Annotated in this window: 24 protein-coding genes; 12 read left to right on the top strand and 12 right to left on the bottom strand. The window is 63.4% G+C overall.

Going from position 1 to position 21554, the window contains the following annotated elements; all coding sequences use genetic code 11:
- Positions 1–292: 292 nt before the first annotated feature.
- Entirely contained in the window at positions 293–1066 is a 774-nt protein-coding gene (locus AB7G19_RS36050) for a DUF2189 domain-containing protein (protein WP_085400435.1), read from the top strand.
- 28 nt (positions 1067–1094) lie between these two features.
- Here the strand turns inward: AB7G19_RS36050 and AB7G19_RS36045 are convergent, their stop codons facing one another.
- Together AB7G19_RS36045 and AB7G19_RS36040 are read right to left on the bottom strand one after the other, a co-directional pair.
- Positions 1095–1280 carry a hypothetical protein gene (locus AB7G19_RS36045; protein ID WP_085400437.1) on the bottom strand — a complete coding sequence of 62 codons (186 nt, stop codon included), beginning with the start codon at positions 1278–1280 and terminating at the stop codon, positions 1095–1097.
- Complete coding sequence (locus AB7G19_RS36040) at positions 1280–2086, bottom strand: transglutaminase-like domain-containing protein (RefSeq protein ID WP_085400438.1); 807 nt, start codon at positions 2084–2086, stop codon at positions 1280–1282. The genes AB7G19_RS36045 and AB7G19_RS36040 overlap by 1 nt, the downstream gene beginning before the upstream one ends.
- A 394-nt stretch (positions 2087–2480) precedes the next feature.
- Between AB7G19_RS36040 and AB7G19_RS36035 the strand changes: the two genes are divergently transcribed.
- Positions 2481–2660 carry a hypothetical protein gene (locus tag AB7G19_RS36035; RefSeq protein ID WP_063985493.1) on the top strand — a complete coding sequence of 60 codons (180 nt, stop codon included), beginning with the start codon at positions 2481–2483 and terminating at the stop codon, positions 2658–2660.
- 18 nt (positions 2661–2678) lie between these two features.
- Here the strand turns inward: AB7G19_RS36035 and AB7G19_RS36030 are convergent, their stop codons facing one another.
- From AB7G19_RS36030 to AB7G19_RS36020, 3 genes are read right to left on the bottom strand one after another with little or no spacing between them, the layout of a single operon-like run.
- On the bottom strand, positions 2679–3191 hold the full coding sequence (locus AB7G19_RS36030; protein ID WP_085400442.1) for an SRPBCC family protein: 513 nt from the start codon (positions 3189–3191) through the stop codon (positions 2679–2681).
- Positions 3188–3658, bottom strand: a complete 471-nt coding sequence (locus AB7G19_RS36025) for an SRPBCC family protein (RefSeq protein WP_085400444.1) — start codon at positions 3656–3658, stop codon at positions 3188–3190. Before AB7G19_RS36025 ends, AB7G19_RS36030 begins: the two co-directional genes overlap by 4 nt.
- Positions 3651–3965, bottom strand: a complete 315-nt coding sequence (locus AB7G19_RS36020) for an ArsR/SmtB family transcription factor (RefSeq protein WP_085400445.1) — start codon at positions 3963–3965, stop codon at positions 3651–3653. The genes AB7G19_RS36025 and AB7G19_RS36020 overlap by 8 nt, the downstream gene beginning before the upstream one ends.
- Before the next feature lie 116 nt (positions 3966–4081).
- Between AB7G19_RS36020 and AB7G19_RS36015 the strand changes: the two genes are divergently transcribed.
- The 4 genes from AB7G19_RS36015 (at position 4082) to AB7G19_RS36000 (ending at position 7809) form a co-directional block, all read left to right on the top strand.
- Positions 4082–5530 (top strand): LVIVD repeat-containing protein, encoded by a 1449-nt coding sequence (locus AB7G19_RS36015; protein WP_085400447.1) that lies wholly within the window; start codon positions 4082–4084, stop codon positions 5528–5530.
- A gap of 2 nt (positions 5531–5532) precedes the next feature.
- Entirely contained in the window at positions 5533–6075 is a 543-nt protein-coding gene (locus tag AB7G19_RS36010; RefSeq protein WP_085400449.1) for a hypothetical protein, read from the top strand.
- Between the two features lie 45 nt (positions 6076–6120).
- Entirely contained in the window at positions 6121–6741 is a 621-nt protein-coding gene (locus tag AB7G19_RS36005; protein WP_081369126.1) for a LysE family translocator, read from the top strand.
- Between the two features lie 84 nt (positions 6742–6825).
- Positions 6826–7809, top strand: a complete 984-nt coding sequence (locus tag AB7G19_RS36000; RefSeq protein WP_085400488.1) for a DUF3592 domain-containing protein — start codon at positions 6826–6828, stop codon at positions 7807–7809.
- Between the two features lie 80 nt (positions 7810–7889).
- Here the strand turns inward: AB7G19_RS36000 and AB7G19_RS35995 are convergent, their stop codons facing one another.
- On the bottom strand, positions 7890–8693 hold the full coding sequence (locus tag AB7G19_RS35995; RefSeq protein WP_135215187.1) for an N-formylglutamate amidohydrolase: 804 nt from the start codon (positions 8691–8693) through the stop codon (positions 7890–7892).
- Between the two features lie 205 nt (positions 8694–8898).
- On the opposite strand from AB7G19_RS35995, the gene AB7G19_RS35990 reads away from it, so the two are divergent.
- A complete protein-coding gene (locus AB7G19_RS35990) occupies positions 8899–9297 on the top strand; it encodes a gamma-glutamylcyclotransferase family protein (protein ID WP_028150696.1) in 399 nt (132 codons plus the stop codon).
- A gap of 76 nt (positions 9298–9373) precedes the next feature.
- Here the strand turns inward: AB7G19_RS35990 and AB7G19_RS35985 are convergent, their stop codons facing one another.
- The gene (locus AB7G19_RS35985; RefSeq protein WP_085400452.1) at positions 9374–9937 is read right to left on the bottom strand and encodes a chlorite dismutase family protein; all 564 of its coding nucleotides are present in this window, start codon (positions 9935–9937) and stop codon (positions 9374–9376) included.
- A 203-nt stretch (positions 9938–10140) separates the two neighbouring features.
- Between AB7G19_RS35985 and dnaG the strand changes: the two genes are divergently transcribed.
- Positions 10141–12159: a DNA primase gene (gene dnaG, locus AB7G19_RS35980; protein ID WP_085400453.1), complete on the top strand. Its 2019-nt coding sequence runs from the start codon at positions 10141–10143 to the stop codon at positions 12157–12159.
- 379 nt (positions 12160–12538) lie between these two features.
- On the top strand, positions 12539–14698 hold the full coding sequence (rpoD, locus tag AB7G19_RS35975) for an RNA polymerase sigma factor RpoD (RefSeq protein ID WP_038942760.1): 2160 nt from the start codon (positions 12539–12541) through the stop codon (positions 14696–14698).
- A gap of 109 nt (positions 14699–14807) precedes the next feature.
- On the opposite strand, the gene AB7G19_RS35970 is transcribed toward rpoD, so the two are convergent.
- The 4 genes from AB7G19_RS35970 to AB7G19_RS35955 form a co-directional block, all read right to left on the bottom strand.
- A complete protein-coding gene (locus AB7G19_RS35970; RefSeq protein ID WP_028150700.1) occupies positions 14808–15044 on the bottom strand; it encodes a hypothetical protein in 237 nt (78 codons plus the stop codon).
- 634 nt (positions 15045–15678) lie between these two features.
- Positions 15679–16611, bottom strand: coding sequence for an OmpA family protein (locus AB7G19_RS35965; protein ID WP_434057393.1), 933 nt, complete (start codon positions 16609–16611; stop codon positions 15679–15681).
- A 343-nt stretch (positions 16612–16954) separates the two neighbouring features.
- On the bottom strand, positions 16955–17395 hold the full coding sequence (locus AB7G19_RS35960) for a hypothetical protein (RefSeq protein WP_135215188.1): 441 nt from the start codon (positions 17393–17395) through the stop codon (positions 16955–16957).
- The gene (locus AB7G19_RS35955) at positions 17392–18264 is read right to left on the bottom strand and encodes a hypothetical protein (RefSeq protein ID WP_144030688.1); all 873 of its coding nucleotides are present in this window, start codon (positions 18262–18264) and stop codon (positions 17392–17394) included. The genes AB7G19_RS35960 and AB7G19_RS35955 overlap by 4 nt, the downstream gene beginning before the upstream one ends.
- Positions 18265–18452: 188 nt before the next feature.
- Between AB7G19_RS35955 and AB7G19_RS35950 the strand changes: the two genes are divergently transcribed.
- Positions 18453–19265 (top strand): lytic murein transglycosylase, encoded by an 813-nt coding sequence (locus AB7G19_RS35950; protein WP_085400458.1) that lies wholly within the window; start codon positions 18453–18455, stop codon positions 19263–19265.
- Positions 19266–19452: 187 nt separating this feature from the next.
- On the opposite strand, the gene AB7G19_RS35945 is transcribed toward AB7G19_RS35950, so the two are convergent.
- A complete protein-coding gene (locus AB7G19_RS35945) occupies positions 19453–20289 on the bottom strand; it encodes an SDR family NAD(P)-dependent oxidoreductase (RefSeq protein ID WP_085400459.1) in 837 nt (278 codons plus the stop codon).
- A gap of 120 nt (positions 20290–20409) precedes the next feature.
- On the opposite strand from AB7G19_RS35945, the gene AB7G19_RS35940 reads away from it, so the two are divergent.
- On the top strand, positions 20410–20784 hold the full coding sequence (locus AB7G19_RS35940; protein WP_085400461.1) for a response regulator: 375 nt from the start codon (positions 20410–20412) through the stop codon (positions 20782–20784).
- Positions 20785–20839: 55 nt separating this feature from the next.
- Positions 20840–21451 carry a LysE family translocator gene (locus AB7G19_RS35935; protein WP_085400463.1) on the top strand — a complete coding sequence of 204 codons (612 nt, stop codon included), beginning with the start codon at positions 20840–20842 and terminating at the stop codon, positions 21449–21451.
- Positions 21452–21554: the final 103 nt, after the last annotated feature.

The following is a 21554-nucleotide window of genomic DNA, read 5'->3' as shown; positions in this document are numbered from 1 at the left end:
GCGGTCCAATTTGGTCGTCGCGCGTGCTGGTTCGAAGATGCAATCTGCGGCACCACCCTCCGCCCAGTCCATAGGCATCGCGCCGAAAAAGCCCTCGCGCGGAAAATTTCGGCCGCGCACATCACGGATGAGTCCCCGGAAGGTTCGCCCGCGAGGCTCTGTCGGGCTGGTGTCGGGCCTCCCGGGATACCGTCATCCCGCAATCAACGCGCGCGTGCGCGCAGGTCGCGAGGGCGCTAATATCGGGATCGCGCGCGACGGAGATCGTGCCGGTGACGAGGAGAGGAGCCGCATGTCGATCTCGGGCAAAGTCGATCCGGTGGTGCGTCCCGTGGCGGCGACCGACATCGCCGAGGCGCTGGTCGAGGGTTTGCGCGATTTCCAGGCGCTGCCGCTCTACGGACTCTGCTTCGGCGCGCTCTACGCAGGCGGCGGCATCGCCATCATGCTCTGCCTCACCGCCTTCGGCATGGTCTATCTCGTCTATCCCCTTGCGGCCGGCTTTGCGCTGATCGGGCCGTTCGTGGCGATCGGCCTCTACGAGGTCAGCCGCCGCCGCGAGCGCGGCGAGCCGGTCTCCTTCGGCGCGATCTGGTCGGCGATACGCGCGCGCAGCGAGATCGGCTGGATGGCCTTCGTCACGCTGTTCGTGTTCGTGATCTGGATGTACCAGGTGCGGCTGCTCATCGCGCTGCTGCTCGGCCTGCACGCCTCGTTCTCTAGCTTGCAGGAATTCATGACGGTGGTGCTGACCACGAATGAGGGCCTGCTGTTCCTCGTCATCGGCAACGCGGTCGGTGCCGCGCTGTCGCTGATCTTGTTCTCGCTGACGGTGGTGTCGTTTCCGCTGCTGCTCGACCGCGAGGTCGATTTCGTCACCGCCATGGTGACGAGCGTGCGTGCGGTGGTGACCAGCCCGCTGCCGATGATCTCGTGGGCCGCGGTGATCGTGATGCTGCTGATCGTCTCGGCGCTGCCGTACTTTCTCGGACTGGTCGTGACGCTGCCCGTGCTCGGGCATGCGACGTGGCATCTCTATCGGCGGCTGGTGGTACCGGTGCCGTAAGAGGGGAGCCGGATGCAACGGAAGCGAGCTATTCGCCCGTTGCCAGGCGGCGAGCGCCGGATGAAGTCAGCTCGAGTTCGCCGAGCCGCCTGATCGCATAACCCAAATTGGCCAGACGTTCGCCGTGCGCGTGCGGAATGTCGCCTTGACCCTTGCCGACCAGGGCCAAGGACGCAAATTCATCGGCGGTGAGCGCTGGGGTGCTGTCTGTCATCAGGCAACCTCGTCGGTCCATACCTTGAAATTGAGCAGGGTATTCGGACCGAAGGTCTGGACGATCGGGACGTCTGCGGCATCGCGCCCCTGCGCAATCAGCACGCGGCCGATCCGCGGCGTATTGTTGCGCGGATCGAACATGTGCCAGCTTCCACCGACGAAAGCCTCGAACCAGGCGGCGAAATCTCCAGCAGGCCACGGTTGTGGGGTGCCGATGTCGCTGAGGTAGCCGGTGCAGTAACGCGCCGGAATGTTCATGCTGCGGCAGAACGCGATGGCGAGATGGGCATAGTCACGGCACACGCCCTTGCCTTCGTCGTAGGCTTCCCGGGCTGTCTTGGTCGCGCGCGCGTGCTCATGGCCGAACGTGATGTGGCGATGAACAAAATCGCAGATGGCCTGGACCCGCGCCCAGCCCGGCGGCGTGTGTTCGAACAACTTCCATGCGATATCCGACAGGCGATCGGTCTCGCAATAGCGGCTGCCGAGCAGATAGACGAGCGTGTCGGCCGGCAGCGCTTCGACGGCGTGCTGAAACGCGTTCGGAAACACCGGGTCGGGCAGGCCGCTGTCGCGAACGACGCCATCGCCGGCAAGACGGAAGGCGCCGGCCGGCGCAACGATGCGGCTGCACCAATTGCCGAAGAGGTCGCGATAGGGATTGATCGCCACCGAAGGTCGGGTGGTCAGCAGGTCGGGCACGACGATATCTGAGGCGCGCGTGAAGTGCGTGCCCAGCACCATGATCATAGGCGTCGGCTGCGGGAACTCGTACAGCATCTCGAACCCGACGCGGAGCTTCATACGAACTTCTTTCTCTTGGCTAAGCTCCCAACATGGCTACGAAGCGATCGAACACAAGGCATTCACGGCCTTATTCGATCGAGAGCGGCATTTGGCGCTTCAAAAGCGCGGCGCGGGCGAGAAAACGATAGCTAATTGCGGCGATTGCGCGCACGGTGCGCCAATGTCGGAAAGAGCGGTCGTCTGTGCGCACACGCTGCGTCACGACGATCCGCGCGCGATTTGAAACGACTGATTCTTCGCACCGGCGGAGCCTTCTCATCGCGACGTCGTAACGGCGATCGTCGCGCCTATTGCCACTTCCCGCGGGCGAGCCGGACGCAGCAGGCGTGCCGCGGACGCCTGAAAGATTCCACCGCGGTTCGATACGAGATCGAACGCCAACCGAAAGCACATGATGCAAACTCTCTCCCCACGGCACGTCAAGACAGACGAAGCGCTCCGGCTCGGCGTGGAGTCAGGCTGGTACGCGATCAAGGTCAGCGGGACCTTCGTCTCGGGCCCGCACGACTCGGAAGGGGATTGCCGTCGCAAGATCGACGAGATTCAACCGCCGGTGAAGAAGAAGCGATAACAGCGCCGATTTCGGCCGCTACGGCGTCTTGATCCCCATCGCCTTCAACGCCGCCAGCATCTGCGCTGGCGGTGTCATTTTGATCTGCGGCGCCTTGCCGGTTTCCAGCAAACTCTTAAGTCCCGACAGGATCGCGGGCCAGCCGGTGCGGCCGCCGGAGAGGATGTCGTCGCCGAGCGCACGGTCGTGGCGTTCGCTCATGGTGAGGCGGACGGCCTCGCCGGCTTGCTCGATCTCGTAGGTGACGAGCGTGGTGCCGAGCTTTGCGACGAGGTCGGGCCAGTTGACGTTCCACGTCACCGTCAGCTTGTTCGGCGGATCGTATTCGAAGACTTCACCGGAGATGTGCTCGGAACCGTCGGGCGCGCGCACGATGAAACTGCCGCCGAGCCTCCGTTCCATCTCCACCGCAAAGCCGGAAAAGTACCTCCTGCTGAACTCGGCCGAGGTCAGCGCTTCCCACACCTTCTCCGGCGTGGAGACGATGTAGATGGTGTAGACCGTCAGCGGCTTGAACTGATCGAGGTTCATTTTGCGTCGAATCCCTTGTTGAGGGCTGCGCGTGGAATGCCGAGCAGCTTGCCGGTCTCGAGCAGGCTCTTGAGCTGGGACAGGATCGCCGGCCAGCCGTTGGAGACGGCGCCGAGATATTTGCCACCCTCGACGAAGCCGTCATGCAACACGGTCAAACGCACGAGCGAGCCGAACGGTTCGATCGTGAAGACGACGCGCGATATCGGCTCGCCGCGCAGCTCTTCGAACTTCTGGTGCTTGAAGCTGTAGGACAGGCGGCGCGGCGGATCGGCCTCCAGAATCTCGCCGGAATCGGTGACCTCGCCGTCGAGCGTGAGCGCGAAGGGTGAGCCGACCTTCCAGTCCGACCTGACCTCGGCGCCGAACCAGTATTGCCTGGTGAATTCGCTCGACGTCAGCGCCTCCCACAGTCTTTCCGGCGTGGTCTCGATATAGCTAACATAGACGAATTGGGGCTTACTCATCGCGCTTCTCCAACTGACGTTTCAACTCGCTGAGCGCGGCGAGCTTGCCGCGCTCGAATTTCCTGATCCAGCGTTCGCCGATCTGATGGATCGGCACCGGATTGAGGTAATGCAGCTTCTCGCGGCCATGCCTGACGGTCGTGACCAGGTTGGCCTCTTCGAGAATGACAAGGTGCTTGGTCACGGCCTGGCGCGTCATCGCGAGGCCCTCGCAGAGTTCGTTCAGCGTCTGGCCGTTCTTGGCGTGAAGCCTGTCCAGCAGCGACCGTCGTGACGCATCGGCGAGCGCTTTGAAGACCTCATCCATGGCGGCGATAATAGGCAACCAAATGGTTGCATGTCAAGATGGTGTCTTTGGCGCCCGGAAATGGCTGTGCTAGCCTCGAAGCTCAGCCAACGCAGATTGGTTCCGGGAGAGCTTTGATGTTCCGTTGCGTCCCACTCGTTGCAGGCCTTGTCCTTTTCGCCTGCAGCACCACGGCCCAGGCACAACAGAAGCAGACCATCGGCGCGCCGCCGGAAGCGTCCAATATGAAGCTGGTCGGCACCAACGACCTGCAGGCGCGCAGCGCGTACCAGCCGACCATCCATCATCAGGGCGATCGCTGGATCGCCTATATCGGCCATCACGGCGGCACCGACGACGTGCCCGCGCCGGTCAACCCGATGACGGGGCAGGCCGAACCGAACGGAACGTCCATCGTCGACGTCACCGATCCCGCGCGTCCAAAATATCTGCGGCATCTGCCGGGCCAGGAAGGCAAGTACGAATCCGGCGGCGCGCAGATGGTACGGGTTTGCGACGGCAAGTCGCTGCCGAAGGGCGATCCCAATGCGGTCTACATGCTCCGCACCTTCGGCAGCGAGGCGCATGAGATCTGGAACGTCGCCGATCCCGCCAATCCCGTGCTCGTTACCCGCATCGGCGGGCTGAAGGACACCCACAAGAGCTGGTGGGAGTGCGACACCGGCATAGCCTTTCTCGTCTCCGGCGCGCCGGACTGGCGCACGCGGCGCATGACGCAGGTCTACGACCTCAGCGATCCCGCGCATCCGCAGAAAATCCGCGACTTTGGCCTGCCCGGCCAGGAGCCCGGCTCGACCGGCGCCGTGCCGACCGAATTGCACGGGCCGATCTCGACCGGACCCGACGGCAATCGCGTGTTCTTCGGCTACGGGACCAACAAGGGCGGCATTTTGCAGATCGTCGATCGCGACAAGTTGCTGAACGGGCCGAAGGAGCCGATGCCGGACAATCTGCGCTATCCCGAGATTTCGCGCATGCCGATGTCCGCCTTCAACGGCGCGCATACGACGTTCCCGATGCTCGACATGCCCGTCGCCGAATTCGCCGAGGACAAGGACGGCAAGACCCGCGACATCGTCATGATCGTCGACGAGGCGATCTTGAACGAATGCGGCGAGGCGCGGCAGATGGTGTGGTTCGCCGACGTCACCACCGAGACGCGGCCGATGATGATCTCGAGCTACACCGTGCCGGAGGCGGGCGGACAGTTCTGCCAACGCGGCGGCCGCTTCGGCTCGCACTCCTCGAACGAGAGCATGGCGCCGGTCTATTACAAGAAGATGGCCTTCATCGCCTTCTTCAATGCGGGCGTGCGCGCGCTCGACATCCGCGATCCCTATCATCCGAAGGAGGTCGGCTATTTCATCCCCGCGATCACGCCGGCCACCGACAAGCGCTGCATTCCCGTCGAGGGCGGCGAGCGTTGCAAGGTCGCGATCCAGACCAACAATGTCGAGACGGACGATCGCGGCTACATCTACATCGTCGACCGCGCCAACACCGGTCTGCATATCCTCGAACTGACCGGACCGGCGCGCGCGGCCGCCGGCCTGCCGAGGAACTGACGATGCGGCGCGGGGCGGCGATTGCGGCCGTGGCCATCGCGCTCGGTGCATCCGGCGTCGGGGCCTATCGGCTTGCGCCGGCGCCGGCGGCGGAATCGGCGGGCTGGCGCGAAATCGCATGGCCGTTCCCGCGCGACGGCTGGCCCGCCGGCCGCGCGTTCCGCTGCGACGGTGTCTGCGCGGGCACCCTGCTCTACGTGCGCGCCAAGCGCGGCTTCTGCAATTGCGACCGCGGCGTCGCCGACGATGATGAGGTCGATCGCGTTGCCGACATCGATCTGATCACCCCGCGCTTTGCCGCCGTCGCGCCGGGTGAGGAAGTGGGACTTGGCGAGATGCGTGGTCGTGCCAGGCGCTATGATCTCGATATGGCCGACGGCGTCCGTCATGCCGCGATCGGCATCGCCGTCTCGCGCCGCTGCGATCTCTTCGTCGCTGCGGCCCAGGGGCGTGGCGAAGCAGGCGCCGTGCAGCGCGCAGCGCTGGCGTTCCTGGAGACGCCGGAGATGAAGCTATGGGCGACCGCGGCGCTGGACGGACAGTGAGTGTCATGCATTAATGCGCCAAACCGCTCTCAGCGAGTCCTCCCCATGATGTCCATGCAAGCCTATTTCGCCTTCGTCGCCGCCTGCATTGCGCTGGCCTTGCTGCCGGGGCCGATCGTCACCCTCGTCGTCGCCAACGGCCTGCGTCACGGCACGCGCGCGGCGTTGACCAATGTCGCGGGCGCGCAGGCCGGGCTTGCCATCGTCATCGGCATCGTCGCGGTCGGCCTGACCTCGCTGATGGCGACCATGGGTTACTGGTTCGACTGGGTGCGCTTTGCCGGCGCCGCCTATCTGATCTGGCTCGGCATCAAGCTGATCTGGGCGCCGGTCGAAGGCCTCAATGTCGACGAGCCGCCGGCGCCGCCGCGCGGCGGGTTCTTCCTGCAAGGCTTCCTTGTGCTGCTGTCGAACCCGAAAGTGCTGATCTTCTTCGGCGCCTTCATTCCGCAGTTCATGGACATGAACCGCGATCACTTCCCGCAAGTCGCGCTGCTGGGCGCCACGTTCATGGTCACCGCGGCGATGACGGATGCGCTCTACGCTCTCGCCGCGGGGCGCGCGCGAAAATTCTTTTCGGCCCGCCGGACGCGGCTGATGTCGCGCATCTCCGGCGGCTTCATGATCGGCGGCGGTATCTGGCTGGCGCTGACACGGGCAAAATAACCTCCCTCGTACCGGTTCGCGCTTGAACCCTTCGCGGCGGCGATGCGTCCAATCGGGCATTGCCGCTGACGAAGGAATTTGGCCGTGCCCGATCTGCCCTGGTTCGTCTATGCGATGCTGTTCGCACCGCTCGGGCTGTTACTGGTCGCCGCCGTCGTGAAGACCTGGCAGGCGCGCGAGGCGCGAAGCTGGCCGCAGGCATCGGGCAAGGTCGTCCGCTCGGTCGCCGAGGTGCGCGAGGTCAGGGTGTCCGACAGCGACCGCGAGGAAGGCTATCGGCTCGAGAGCCGCAATTTTGCGAACGTGACTTACGAATATCCGGTCGGCAGCCGCAAGCTGAGCTGTAACCGCATCTCGATCGGCGAGGACCTCGGCAATTTCGAGGTCGCCGAGAAGCTCGCAAAATATCCCGCCGGCAGTGTCGTCACCGTCTATTACAATCCGCGCCATCCCGATCAGGCCGTGCTCGAGCGCGACCTGCCCAAGGGGCTGTGGGGCTGCCTCGGCATCGGCACGGCGATCGCGTTTGGCATCGTGTTCGGCTCGGCGTTCGGTCTCAACCAGACTTATGCCTACCTTGCGCACCACATCGGGCGGCCCGATCTCGCCGGCCTCGTCGTCGGCTTCGGCGCGTTCGGCTTCGTCATCGCGCTGATGGGTTATGGAGTGCGGCGGCAGGCGTTGAAGGCGGCGCGCTGGCCGGTGGTGCCGGGCACGATCAAGCTGTCGGGGATCGAGCAATATCACGAGGCCAGCGAGCCGGGCGAGCGCCGCGGCACCGAGATGTTCGGCAAGCGCGTGACCTACACCTATCGCTATCAGAATATCAGCTACACCAATGAATGCGCGCGCGTCTCGGCCGGGACGCAGTCCGGGTCCGACGAGATGTTGAAGAAGCTGATGTCGCGCTACAAGCACGGCGCGACCGTCGAGGTGCGCGTCAATCCCGACAACCCGGCCGAGGCAACGCTCGATACAAGCGGCCCCGTCCGCATCGCCTGGCTGCTGTGGGGGATCGCTGCGATTTTCGCTGCGCTCGCGGTGTTCGTCGCGACGCGGGGCGGATGAGCCTGAGACAGTTGCTCAGCAGCTTCGTCGTACTCCGCTGCGTTCCCTCCCCCGCAAGGGGGGAGGGAACGCAGCGTGCCCTACACCAACAGCTCCGCCTTCAACTCCAGCTCGATCTCCGCAAAAATCCTCGCCAGCCGCTCCGCCCATTGCTGCTGGCCGGACTGATCCGCGATCAGATCCTGGCGGATCTCGATGCCGGTGTTGACGAGACCGCGGGCTTCGCCGTGGACGGGGATGGTGTAGTCGCTGAGGTCGCTCACCGCATAGGGCTCGTTGTCGCCGACGACGAGATCGCCTTCAGCGCGCAAATGCTTCAGCAGCAGCTGCGGCAGCACGGTGTCGCGGTTATACAGCGCGGCGATGTGCCAGGGCCGGGCGACGCCGGCATAAACCGGCGTGAAGCTGTGCAGCGACACCAGCACCGCCGGCCGCGTGTCGTGCAGGCGGCGGTCGATCGCGGCATCGATGCGGCGGTGATAGGGCTCGAAGATCTCGCGCCGCCGCGCCGCGCGCTCGCCCTCTGAGATGCCCTCGTTGCGCGGGATCGCGGTCGCCTCGGATATCACGGGAATCGAGCTTGCTACGCCGGGCGAGCGGTTGCAGTCGATCACCAGCCGCGAATAGCGCTGCGCGATCAGATGCGCATCGAGCATTTTTGCCAGCCGCTCGGCGACGCCGGCAATGCCGATGTCCCAGGCGATGTGCCGCGTCAGCTCGCTTTCCGCGACGCCGAGGTCGCCGAGCGCGCGCGGCAGAATCCGTCCGTAATGATCCGAGGTGAGCAGGAAAGGCGATGCCCCATCCGCATTGACCTCATGCACCGGCGGAATGTCCCCCGCGCCGAGCAGTTGATCGGTCGCGTCGGCCGTGTTCAAGTCCATCCTGATTGCCTATGGAAAAAGCAGGTACCGTCCAAATTGGGCAGCAATCGCTTGCAGGTCGGTCCACCCAAAATCATCATGATCGCCAGACGATGCCGTTGCCGGCGATTCATCACAAGACCAAATCTCGCTTGCCCCCGGGACTTCGCTCGGACGTGGAAATGTGCGGCTGTCGTTTCGCTCGATTGACGGCTATAGACACCCCATGACCTCCGATCGTCTTTTCGTCTACGGCACCCTGATGCGCGGCTTCGACCATCCGATGGCGCGGCTGCTTGCAGGGCATGCGGACTTTTTGGGTGACGCGACGTGTCGCGGGCGGCTCGTTCTCGTGAAGCATTATCCCGGATTGCTGCTGTCGAACGCGGCCTCCGATGTCGTCCATGGTGAGCTTTTTCAATTGCGCGTGCCCGATGAGCTCCTGCGCGAGCTCGACATGTACGAGGCCTGCGGCGAGGGCTTTCCGGAGCCGACCGAATATCTGCGCAAGCTGATCGACGTGACGCTGCCTGATGGCACCACGGAGAAGGCCTGGACTTACGTCTACAATTGGCCCGTCACCGATCTGCCGCGCATCGAGTCCGGGCGCTTTCTCGAGCACTAGGCGCGGATGCGGACTTCACCTCTCCCGCGCAAGCGGAGCGAGGGATCGCACCTTCATCGTGGCCGGCGTTCGATCACTAAGCCGACAGCACTTCCTTCACCAGGCGCACGTCGATCTCGTGCTCGACGTAGCTCCACTCCTCGGTCTGCCTCAGCATCGCCACCAGCTCCTCGAACAGCGAGGCATCGGGGGGCGCGAACTCGAACCATGTCAGGAAGTCGAAGGGACCGCCGAGATCGCGGCTGTGATAGAGCTGCCGCGCGATGGCGGGCAGGAAACGAAGAGTGCTGGCGATGTGGTGCGACTTGTCCTCGAAGATCTTGCGGCGCTCTTCCTGCGTCAGCTCCCACCACGCCTCCGATTTGCGGATCGGAATCAGCGCCGCGGAAGTGGCCTCTAACCGGCCGAGCTCGGCCTGCACCGCGGTGAGCTGCTGCTTCTCGGCGCGCTCAGTGTAGCGCGTCGTGCTCGCAACGCCGACCAGCCGCCACGCATTGCGAGAGGGCACCAGGGGCAATGAAATCGCCTCGCTGTCGGTCACCGACAGCGCCGGCACGAAGGGCAGGGGCTCGCCCACCACGGGTGAAATCGAGGTCACACGCCAGCCCCCGCTGTGGCCGCCGCGAAACATCCTGAACATGGCCTATGGAAGCGCGGAACCGGTCCGGGTTCAAGTCTTTCCGCGGTCATTCCGGGCTCGATGCTTCGCATCGCCCCGGAATGACGCCTGTGCATAGGTCGAATAACCCGGATAAGCCGGACAAACCTGACTTTTGGGCAGGCCGCGCCTATATCCGTAACCCTTCGCCCGACTTACGTTGATTCGCGCCAGACCCAGAGCCCATGCGCTTCACGCCCCAGTTCCTCGACGAGCTTCGTGCCCGGCTTTCGGTCTCCGAAGTCGTGGGCAAGCGCGTGAAGCTGAAGAAGGCCGGGCGGGAATGGAAGGGGCTGTCGCCGTTCCAGCAGGAGAAGACGCCCTCCTTCTACGTCAACGACCAGAAGGGATTTTACCACGACTTCTCCTCCGGCAAGCACGGCGACATCATCACCTTCGTGATGGAGACCGACGGCCTCCCGTTCGCGGAGGCCGTGGAGCGGCTCGCCAACATGGCGGGGCTGGCGCTGCCGGCGGTAACGCCGGATGCGGCGCGGCACGAGCAGCGGCGCCGCACGCTGCATGACGTGATGGAGCTCGCTGCAAAATTCTTCGCCGAGACGCTCGCCTCGCGCGCCGGCGCCAAGGCGCGCGGCTATCTCGCTGACCGTGCGATCTCGCCGGCGACGCAAGTGCAGTTCCGCCTCGGCTATGCGCCGCCGCCACCCGAGCGCTTCGCGCTGAAGGAGCATCTCGGCAAGCTCGGCGTCTCCGTCGAGGACATGATCGAGACCGGCCTGCTCGTAGCCGGCAACGACATTCCCGTGCCCTACGATCGCTTCCGCGATCGCGTGATGTTCCCGATCACGGATCTGCGTGGCCGCGTCATCGCCTTCGGCGGGCGCGCGCTGGAAAAGGACGTTCCGGCAAAATATCTAAATTCGCCGGAGACGCCGCTCTTCCACAAGGGCGACAATCTCTACAATCACCAGACCGCGCGCAAAGCCACCCACGATGGCAGCGCGCTGATCGTGGTCGAAGGCTATGTCGACGTCATCGCCATGGTGACGGCAGGCTTTGTAGGTGCCGTGGCGCCACTCGGCACCGCGCTGACCGAAAACCAGCTCGCGCTGCTCTGGAAGATGGCGGACGAGCCGATCCTCTGCTTCGACGGCGATCGCGCCGGACAGAAGGCGGCTTACCGTGCCGCCGACCTCGCCTTGCCGTTTCTTGCGCCGGGCAAGAGCCTGCGTTTTGCGCTGCTGCCGGAAGGTCAGGATCCCGACGATCTCGCCCGCTCGGGCGGCCGCGGTGCGATCGAGGATGTGATCGCGGCGGCGAAGCCGCTCGCCGAGATGATTTGGTCGCGCGAGCTCGAAGGCGGCAACTTTGCCACGCCCGAACGCCGCGCCGCGCTCGAGGCGCGCGTCAAGGAGCTGTCCAACGGCATCCGCGACGAGGTGGTGCGGCGCTATTATCGCGACGATTTTGCCGAGCGGCTTCGGCGTACCTTCGCGCCTGAAGGCGGCCGCGGCGGATTTGCCGGCCGGGGCAATTTTCAGGGCAATTCCGGCCGCTCCTTCCAGCCGCGCAACGGGGGGCAGGCGAATCGATTCGGGGGGCAGGGATTCGGCAGCCAAGGGCGGCGTGGGGGCCCCGGTCCCGCCTTTATTCCCTCCGGCCCCTACCAGGCGGCGAGCCCCCAGCTGGCGGCCAGCCCGATCATGAAGGGCCAGCGCAGCGCCATATCCCGGCGCGAAGCCCTGATTCTGCAAATCCTGATCAACCACCCCTGGCTGCTGCACGACCACCTTGAGGAGGTCGCCGCCCTGGAGCTGGCCCATCCCGAGGCCCATAAGCTCCGGGCCGGCATCATCGCCGCCTTTGCCAACGACCACCACCACTCGCCGGACCCCGGCGAGCTGGCCGAGAAGATGCGAGCCGACATCGAGAAGGGTGGATTTTCACAGCTTCTTCAAAGGGTTGAGAACGGTATCACGACCGCGGCGGTGTGGGGTGCCCGCGAGGGCGCCGCCCGGGACGACGTTCTCTCCACCTGGCACCAGCTCGTTGCCTTGCATCGGCAATACCATTCACTACTTAGAGAACTGAAGGACGCCGAGCTGGCCTTGGGGGAGGACCCCAGCGAGGCCAATTTGGCGTGGCTGCGTGACGTCAAGGCTCGGATAGGAGAAGTCGACGGTACCGAGGCCCTGATCGAGGGTTTTGGCGAGCTGTCGGGCCGGTTCCAGAAGAGCGTGTGATGAAAGAATCATGCGGACGGCCGGGACCGGAACCGCTAAAAGACTCGCCAAATCCAAGGTTTGGCGGCAAAAACAGGGTTAATCGAGGCTTAACGGTCTTGTAGCACTTTGGCCACCAGGCGGCCGCAGGCAGAACAGACGCGTCAGGAATAAATCCGCGCAATCGCTGTTGGCACTACACCTGCATCCGCTGCGACAAAGAGGCTCACGAAGCGTTAGGCAAATCCGGCGAGAGAGAAGGTCGGGGTGGCGAGAGATATCCGCGCCGCCCTTTCCGTGTCGCGATCTGACGAAGCGAGAGCGTCGAACAACAGGTTCAAGTGAATTCAGGCGGGCGGGCCGTTCGGCCTTCTGCATGAAGCGCGTTTAGGAGCAATGGATGGCCACCAAGGCAAAGACGCTGCAGGCGAAGGACAAAGAGAAAGACGACAAGGCAGCGGACGCGCCGGAGAAGGACTCCCAGGACGCGCCGTCGCCGTTGCTCGATCTGTCCGACGCGGCCGTGAAGAAGATGATTAAGCAGGCCAAGAAGCGCGGCTTCGTGACCTTCGATCAGCTCAACGAAGTTTTGCCGTCCGACCAGACCTCCCCCGAGCAGATCGAGGACATCATGTCCATGCTCTCGGACATGGGCATCAACGTCACCGAAGCCGACGATAGCGACGGCGAGGAGGACAAGGACGAGGGCGGCGAGGACGAGACCGACAACGAGCTCGTCGAGGTCACCCAGAAGGCCGTCACCGAGGTCAAGAAGAGCGAGCCGGGCGAGCGCACCGACGACCCCGTGCGCATGTATCTGCGCGAGATGGGCACGGTCGAGCTCCTGTCCCGCGAAGGCGAAATCGCGATTGCGAAGCGCATCGAGGCCGGCCGCGAGGCCATGATCGCAGGCCTCTGCGAAAGCCCGCTGACCTTCCAGGCCATCATCATCTGGCGCGACGAGCTCAACGAAGGCAAGATCTTCCTTCGCGACATCATCGATCTCGAAGCGACCTATGCCGGGCCCGACGCCAAGGGCGGCATGAACACCGCGATGATCGGCGGTCCGACCGGCGAGAACGGCGAAGCGTCCGCCGAAGGCGGCGAAGCCGTTGTCGTGAACGGAGCTGCGCCGGCGCATGTCGCGCCGCCCGCCGCGCCGCCGTCGCCGACCCCGTTCCGCGCCGCGCCTGCGCCCGGCAATGCCGGCGAAGGCGAGAAGGATCCGGGCGAAGCCGCCGCCGAAGCCGACATGGACGAGGACGACGAGTTCGAGAACCAGATGTCGCTCGCGGCCATCGAGGCCGAGCTCAAGCCGAAGGTCGTCGAGATCTTCGACAAGATCGCCGACAGCTACAAGAAGCTGCGCAAGCTTCAGGAGCAGGACATCCAGAACCAGCTCGAGAGCACCTCGCACGGGCCCTCGCTGTCGCCGCACCAGGAACGCAAATACCGCAAGCTGAAGGACGAGATCATCGTCGAGGTGAAGTCGCTGCGCCTGAACCAGGCGCGTATCGACTCACTGGTCGAGCAGCTCTACGACATCAACAAGCGCCTCGTGTCGCACGAGGGCCGCCTGATGCGCCTTGCCGACAGCCATGGCGTCGCGCGTGAGGACTTCCTGCGCAACTACACCGGCTCGGAGCTCGACCCGCGCTGGCTCAACCGCGTCTCGAAGCTCTCAGCCAAGGGCTGGAAGAACTTCGTCCATATCGAGAAGGACCGGATCAAGGACCTCCGTCACGAGGTGCACCAGCTCGCCGCGCTCACCGGCCTCGAGATCGTCGAGTTCCGCAAGATCGTGCACTCCGTGCAGAAGGGCGAGCGCGAGGCCCGCCAGGCCAAGAAGGAGATGGTGGAAGCCAACCTCCGTCTCGTGATCTCGATCGCCAAGAAGTATACCAACCGCGGCCTGCAGTTCCTCGACCTGATCCAGGAAGGCAACATCGGCCTGATGAAGGCGGTCGACAAGTTCGAGTATCGCCGCGGCTACAAGTTCTCGACCTACGCCACGTGGTGGATCCGGCAGGCGATCACCCGCTCGATTGCCGACCAGGCGCGCACCATCCGCATCCCCGTGCACATGATCGAGACGATCAACAAGATCGTGCGTACCTCGCGCCAGATGCTCAACGAGATCGGCCGCGAGCCGACCCCGGAAGAGCTCGCCGAGAAGCTCGGCATGCCCTTGGAGAAGGTCCGCAAGGTCCTCAAGATCGCCAAGGAGCCGCTGTCGCTGGAGACGCCGGTCGGTGACGAAGAGGATTCACATCTCGGCGATTTCATCGAGGACAAGAACGCGATCCTGCCGATCGACGCCGCAATCCAGTCGAACCTGCGCGAGACCACGACGCGTGTCCTGGCGTCGCTGACGCCGCGCGAAGAGCGCGTGCTGCGCATGCGCTTCGGCATCGGCATGAACACCGACCACACGCTGGAAGAAGTCGGCCAGCAGTTCTCGGTGACCCGCGAACGTATCCGTCAGATCGAAGCGAAGGCGCTGCGCAAGCTGAAGCATCCGTCGCGGTCAAGGAAGCTGCGGTCGTTCCTGGATAACTAATTCGGATCGTCGTGCCCGGGCCTGATCCGGGCATTCATCCAAACGCAAACGGCGGGCCGAAAGCCCGCCGTTTTCTATTTGTACTGACGCTTCGCAAGTCGGGCGGAGCCTACTTCTTCTTCGCGCCGACCCGGTCGAGGGTCTTGATTGCCAGCGGCGGGCGGCCGGACTTTTCAGCGATCTCGCGGTCCTGCTCCATGATGAAGCCGCGCGCGGGCTCGTCGCCGTCCAGGCCTCCGAGCAGCTCCGCAGGCACGCGCCGGTTGGAGCGTTGGGAGCCGTCTTCGTAGAAGACGTTGAAAAAGGCAAACTCGCCCTTGGGATTGGTTCCAGGTTTTTTGGCCATGGCGGGCTTGTCGTCGATCAGGACGCTATAGTCAAATGACTTTGGCGGGTTTTCCGGTGGTCACACGGACCTGTCGCGGCGGTATCGGCTGCGCAATCGATCGATGAAGTCCGTTTGCGGGATGTTCGGATGCATCCGGCGCTTCGTAAAATCCGATGCGACCCCTCGCTCAATAAACGGCGGGCCGCAAAGCCCGCCGTTTATTTTTGGTCTTCAGCGTCGCCCGGGGCTGGCGGGGCGACAACCTAGACTAGAAGACTATAACTTGCGCCATAACGTGGCAAGGCAAATCGTTGACGCTGTGATGTCGCATCGAGCGCGTCAGATATGCGCCGGTCGCGACATCTGGTTTCGATGCACATCAAAGCAATTGTTTGGATGGCCAAATCACTTTGTTCATATTTCCCGCTCTCGCAACGCAACGAGAGGTGCGTGCTTTGTAAAAAAGCGCGTTCGCCTGCACGTCTTCCGTCCGCGTGCACAGGTTGTGTTCCATTGTGCGAACGAGTTCCATGTCCACGGTTGCACATCTCACTGCGTACACGTGACGAGTTCCGCTACGACGAACCACTTCTCCACCGACAACGCCATTCAAGAGATACTCAGCGTGCAGGTGGGAAGATGAGTGAGGCCGTCACGGTGCTACCAGCTCCACGCGCCGGTTGAGCGCGCGGCCGGCGTCCGTAGCGTTGGAACCGACTGGTGCCAGCAATCCGACGCCGGCGGTGCGCAGCCGCGTCTGCGCGATCCGAAAGCTTTTCACGAGTTCGGCTGCGACCGCTTCGGCGCGGCGCTTCGAGAGATCGAGATTGTATTCGTAAGCGCCCTGGCCGTCGGTGTGACCGACGATGAAGACGTTGAGCTGCGGCTGACTCGTCAGCAGCTTTGCGATCTGCTCCAGCGTCGGGCGGCTCTCCGGCTTCAGAACCGCCTTGTCGGTATCGAAATAGATGCCGTAGAGCGCGATGTGGCCGGTCTCGCCAAGGCCCTTCGCCATCGCGGCAGCATCGACCATCTTGTTCGCGATGGCGCCGAGCTCGGCGACCGTGACCTGCGCGGTGATGTCCTGGTTGTTCTGGCTGACGATGACGCTGGCATAGGTCTCGCGTCCGCCCTCGCTCTTGCGGCCAGAAAAATAGCGGTAGTTGAAACCGTCGACCCACATCTGCGGGACCGGCAGCGTGTCGATGCTTTCCGTGAAGGGAATGGCGCCGCAGGCGTCGGTGTCGCAGGCGAGTAAGGTCTCGAAGCCCGCTTTCGCAAGCTGCGTCTCGAAATTGCGCGACACTTCCAGGATCGAGGGGCCGGGATTGGTGCGATAGGCGATGCGGAAGATTCGGCCTTCGAGCCGCCGCGCATCGGCCGGCTGGCCGTCCCTAAAGGCGGCCGCCTGCATCCGTGCGGCGTCAAAATCCTTCGTCACGTAGCCGGTGATGACGCTGCCGGTGAAGCGGCCGATGCCGGGATAGTCGCGGCTGCCTGCGACATCGCGGGTCTGCGCGGCGGCGGCGGTGGCGGTGAAGGAGAGCAGGGCGAGGACAGCGAGCATCCGGTGCGGAATGGGCATGGTCATCTCGATCGGTTGGGGACGGGGCGAGCGCAATTCATTTGTCGCTCCCAAGATGCGATCGGTTCTGGTGAGGATCTGCCGCTTTGACGCGAATCCGGTTCCCGGGCATGATCCACATCCGCTGCGCACATTTTTAGGAGTTTCTCGCATGTCGAGATACTCCCTGGCTACCGCTTTCGTCGTCTGGCTGCCGGTTGGATCGGCAAACGCGACGGGGCGAGAGTGAATTTCGCGGTACAGCCTTCGGACGCATCTGGGACAGCAAGATTGCGCCGCGCCAAGCTGAGGTCGACTCTTGCGGACTAGCGCGGCACTTCGAGATAAGCGCAAGCGGCTGCAATCACCTTACGGCCAGCGTGAAGCAAGCTTCGATCTCGCTAAGTATACTTTCAGTTTCTCGAGCCGATCTTGGAAAAGCGTTTGCCTCGTGGGCGAACCGGTTTCGCGCGACGCGGACGTTTTGTCCAAAACGGCGAGCATTGGCTGCATTCAAATACCCAGGTTGTCCATACGGGATGCTCTCGAGTTGCCGGAAGATTGGGCCCAGCGAATGACCAGGCGAAATTCCGTGACTTCGGACAACTTCCTTAAGGGCAGTTTCAAGTGATCTGATCGCGTGCAGTAATTGCAAGAGGTTCTTGCGTTTTTCCGGATTGATGCGCGCGACTGCGGCAAGCTCCTGCAGTTCTTGGTCGACATGATTGAAGATGTTTGAACCAATTCGGGTGCGAGCACTCTTTGCGATTGCGCGCAAGGTATTTACTCTGCGAAGTGAACTCATGACCTTCGTCCTTGGCGCATTCGTTTCGCAAACCGAGGAAGTTCGCTGCGAAGCTCGGCAAGCACAAAAGCCCATCCGCCAAACGCGGCAGAAAGAATCAGCTTTTCTGAATCTCGAGGTCTGGCCGGCCAATCTTCAATCACCGCTATTCCTAATGGTTCTCTCGCGGCGAATGGAATCCCGCCGTCCAATGAAAAATAGTAATTGGCTTGTTCATACACGAGATCGTTCACCGTCGATGAGTCAACGTCGGCATCCGATAATTCTGACAAGTCGACCTGCTGCTCCGTCGAGGCGGAATTTCTATCTATCTGCGGTCGTCGCTTGCTGTGTCTTATCGCAGATCTGATCGGGCGCCTAAGTTCTGAGACTTTTTCGTCAAATGCCGCGCTGAATGGTCGGTTTGTCAGTCGACTACTCAGTCGCATCACAGCCATTGCATTTGCGAAACGTATCTGGGCGTCGCCAGAAATGTCTGGCGGGACATCCTTATGATGGCCAAAAGCAGTCACGTCCGTAATCATTTCGGAAATTCCTGCCCGATTGTTCCATTCCAGAATATTTGCAAAATCGTTCGCGAAAGAGTTGGCAATCGAGTAGTCCTTTTCTTCAGCTACTAGTATGCAGCGAACATAAGGAGGTAAAGCCAGACGACTAAGTATAAAGCGCGCTTTGAGTAGACCTTGGTTTGTTCGCTCCGCGGCTAGAGGCATAAAGACGGCAGTCGTCGCTCTCTCTCCCGCAACAAGGAGATCCGGGCCACGAAGTAACAGAGGATGGTCGGGATTGGGTACAACTAGGAATTCATTTGGTAGCTCCCGACGCAACAACTGGGTGAGCGTCTTTCTCCGATAATAAATGTTGGCCATGCCGGTCCGCGCGGAGTTCTTGTGTTCAACCAAAAATAGAATCTAAGCAATGCTCCACTGGTCTGACAACCGATTTCTGCTATCAACTGCCGACGCCTTCTGAGATTCTCGTGGAAAGATGTGGCTTTGACGATCCTATTTCCTGCAGGATTAAGGCTCGCGCGAAAATTTGAAAGGACACTTAGGGCATGTGGCGGTTTGGGCTAATCTGTCTGTTTGGGTCTGTCCTCTGTCTGGCCGGCGGATCGGCGCAGGCCGCGCGCTGCGGCGGCGACTTCAACAGCTTCGTCGCCAGCATGAGCTCGGAAGCGCAAGGAGCCGGCGTCTCGGCGAGCGTGACCAGCGCGGCCTTCAGCGGCATCGCCCAGGACGGCGCCGTGCTCGCCTTCGACCGGCGCCAGCGCTACACCTTCAACAAGAGCTTCGAGCAGTATGTCTCGACCCGCGTCGGCCCCGGCCGCATCAATGGCGGCAAGGCACTGTTGCAGCGTCACGCGGCGCTGCTCTCGCGCATCGAGCGGCAGTTCGGCGTGCCCCGCTATATCCTGGTCGCGATCTGGGGGCTGGAGAGCGATTTCGGCAAAGGCGACATCGGCAAGCTGCCGGTGATCCGCACGCTCGCCACGCTCGCGCATGATTGCCGCCGCACCGAGCTGTTCCAGGGCGAGCTGCTCGCCGCGCTCAAGATCGTGCAGCGCGGCGACCTGCCGCTGCGCGACCTCATTGGCGCCTATGCCGGCGAGATCGGCCAGACCCAGTTCCTGCCGTCGTCCTACATCAAATACGGCGTCGATTTCGACGGCGACGGCCACGTCGACCTGCGCCACAGCGTGCCCGACGTACTCGCCTCGACCGCGAACCTGCTTCACACCAGCGGCTTCAAGATGGGCCAGCCCTACGGCGAAGGCACCGCCAATTTCGAGGCGATGCGGGAGTGGAACAGGGCGGTGATCTACCGCAAGACGATCGGCTATTTTGCGGACCGGCTGGCGGGGCAGTGACCACATACTCGGTGTCATCGCCCGCCTTGTGCGCACTTGCGCACTGGGGCGGGCGATCCAGTATTCCAGAGGAGGCGCGGCTAGAACCGAGAAGCCGCGGCGTACTGGATGCCCCGGTCAAGCCGGGGCATGACAGCGGTGGTGTGGCGACAGCGGAGCACGCAGCGGCGATGCCGTCGCGTCACGCCTACTTCGCCGTCCCCTTCGCCATCTTCTCCAGCTTGCGCTGCAACGGCGCCCAATAGGTGCCCGGGCGGAAGCGCTGCAAAATGTCCATGAAGCGGGCGTCGTTGCCGATCAGGATGCGGGGCTGGTTGTTCTCGATGCCCTTGATGATGCGCAGCGCGGCGTCTTTCGGCGTGGTCTTTGCCGCGTTCTCGAACCGCTCGATCGATTGCGCGCGGCGCGCATTGTCGGTGACGCCGACCCCGGTGCGCGAATTGCGCGCGATGGCAGTGGCGACGCCACCGGGATGCACCACCGACAGTTTTACGGGGCTGCCCGCGACCGCAAGCTCGTGCCGCACGCTCTCGGAAAAGCCGCGCACCGCGAACTTGGCGGCGGCATAGGCCGACTGTCCCGGCGGCGCGATGATGCCGAAGATCGAGGAGACGTTGACGATGTGCGCCTCTGCCAGCGTCTTCAGATGCGGCAGGAAAGCGCGCGTGCCGTGCACCACGCCCCAGAAATTGATGTCGAACAGCCACTCCATCTGCGCCTGGTCGATCTCCTCGAACGTCCCCATCAGCGCCACGCCGGCATTGTTGATGACGATGCCGAGCGCGGGATGTGCCGCGATCGCATCACGCGCGAACTCTGCGATGTCGCCGGGCTCGCTGACGTCGACGCGATGCACGCTGACCTTGCGTGCGGCACCGATCTCGGCGGCGAGCGTCTTCAATCCGGCCTCGTCGCGATCGGCGAGCGCGAGATCGCAGCCGCGATTGCCGAGCTCGATTGCCAGCGCGCGCCCGATGCCGCTCGCCGCTCCCGTGATTGCGGCGGCACCGCGAATGGCAGTCATGATGTCCCCCCGTCAAGCCGGTCGTGTGGAACTATGATCTACATTTTTCATGATGGAACTGAACCACCGGCGAACTGGCTCCTTAACATAGGTTACGCAAGCAAGCACTGGAGCGGCCCCATGGGACAGGCAGAACCATTTCGCGCGACGGCGCTGATCGTCGAAGACGACGTCATGCAACGGGAGATGCTCAGTCTTCTGCTGGAGGAGAGCGGCTACCAGGTCATCCAGTGCGATAGCGCCGAGGCTGCCCAACGGGTGCTCGACAGAAGCGCCGGCGCGCTCTGTCTGATGCTGACGGACGTTCAGCTTGCGGGGCACATGACCGGGGTCGAGCTCGCGCACGTCGCCAAGGACCGCAATCCAAAGCTCGACATCGTCGTCACCTCCGGCCGCCCCTTGGCGCAGCCCTTGCCCGATGGCGCGAAATTCTGGGCCAAGCCATGGGCGCCGCTCGACGTGCTCCGCGAAGCCGAGCTCGCGCAGCCGTCCTGATGGTCGATGCGGGGGCTCGCTTTCTTGCCGTGAGGCACGGTGATAGGGTCTGCCCATGACCTTTTCCTTCCTGCTCACCTCGCTCATCGTCGTCGCCTCGCCCGGCACCGGCGTGCTTTACACCCTGGCTGCGGCGCTGACACGCGGCTCGCGCGCGAGCGTCGCTGCCGCCTTCGGCTGCACGCTCGGGATCGTGCCGCACATGATAGCTGCGATGCTCGGGCTTGCCGCGGTGCTGCATACCAGCGCGCTTGCCTTTGCCGCGCTGAAATGGGGCGGCGTCGCCTATCTGCTCTACATGTCCTGGCAGGCGCTGCGTGAGACCGGGGCGCTGGCGGTCGATGGCGAGATCAGGGAGCGGTCGAGCCGCCGCGTCATCGTCACTGGCTTCCTGATCAACATCCTCAATCCGAAACTGTCGATCTTCTTCCTGGCCTTCCTGCCGCAGTTCATCGCGGTGGACGAAGCCCATGTGCTGGCGCGGATGCTGGAATTGAGCGGCGCCTTCATGGCGATGACCTTTGCGGTGTTCGTCCTCTACGGCCTCTGTGCGGCGTCGGTACGCGAGCGCGTCATCTCCCGCCCACGTGTCATGGCCTGGCTGCGCCGCAGCTTCGCCACCGGCTTCGCCGCGCTCGGCGCCAAGCTTGCGTTTGCGGAGCGGTAGGCTTCGCCTTCACCTCTCCCCGCTTGCGGGGAGACGCCGCAGCTGAGTGCGGCCAATAAAAAAAGCGGGCCTTGCGCCCGCCATCTCCAAACTCTCTCGACCT

The sequence above is a fragment of the Bradyrhizobium sp. 215_C5_N1_1 genome (assembly GCF_052075935.1).
GTDB lineage: Bacteria > Pseudomonadota > Alphaproteobacteria > Rhizobiales > Xanthobacteraceae > Bradyrhizobium > Bradyrhizobium barranii.
This window is presented reverse-complemented; position numbering and strand designations above follow the sequence as displayed.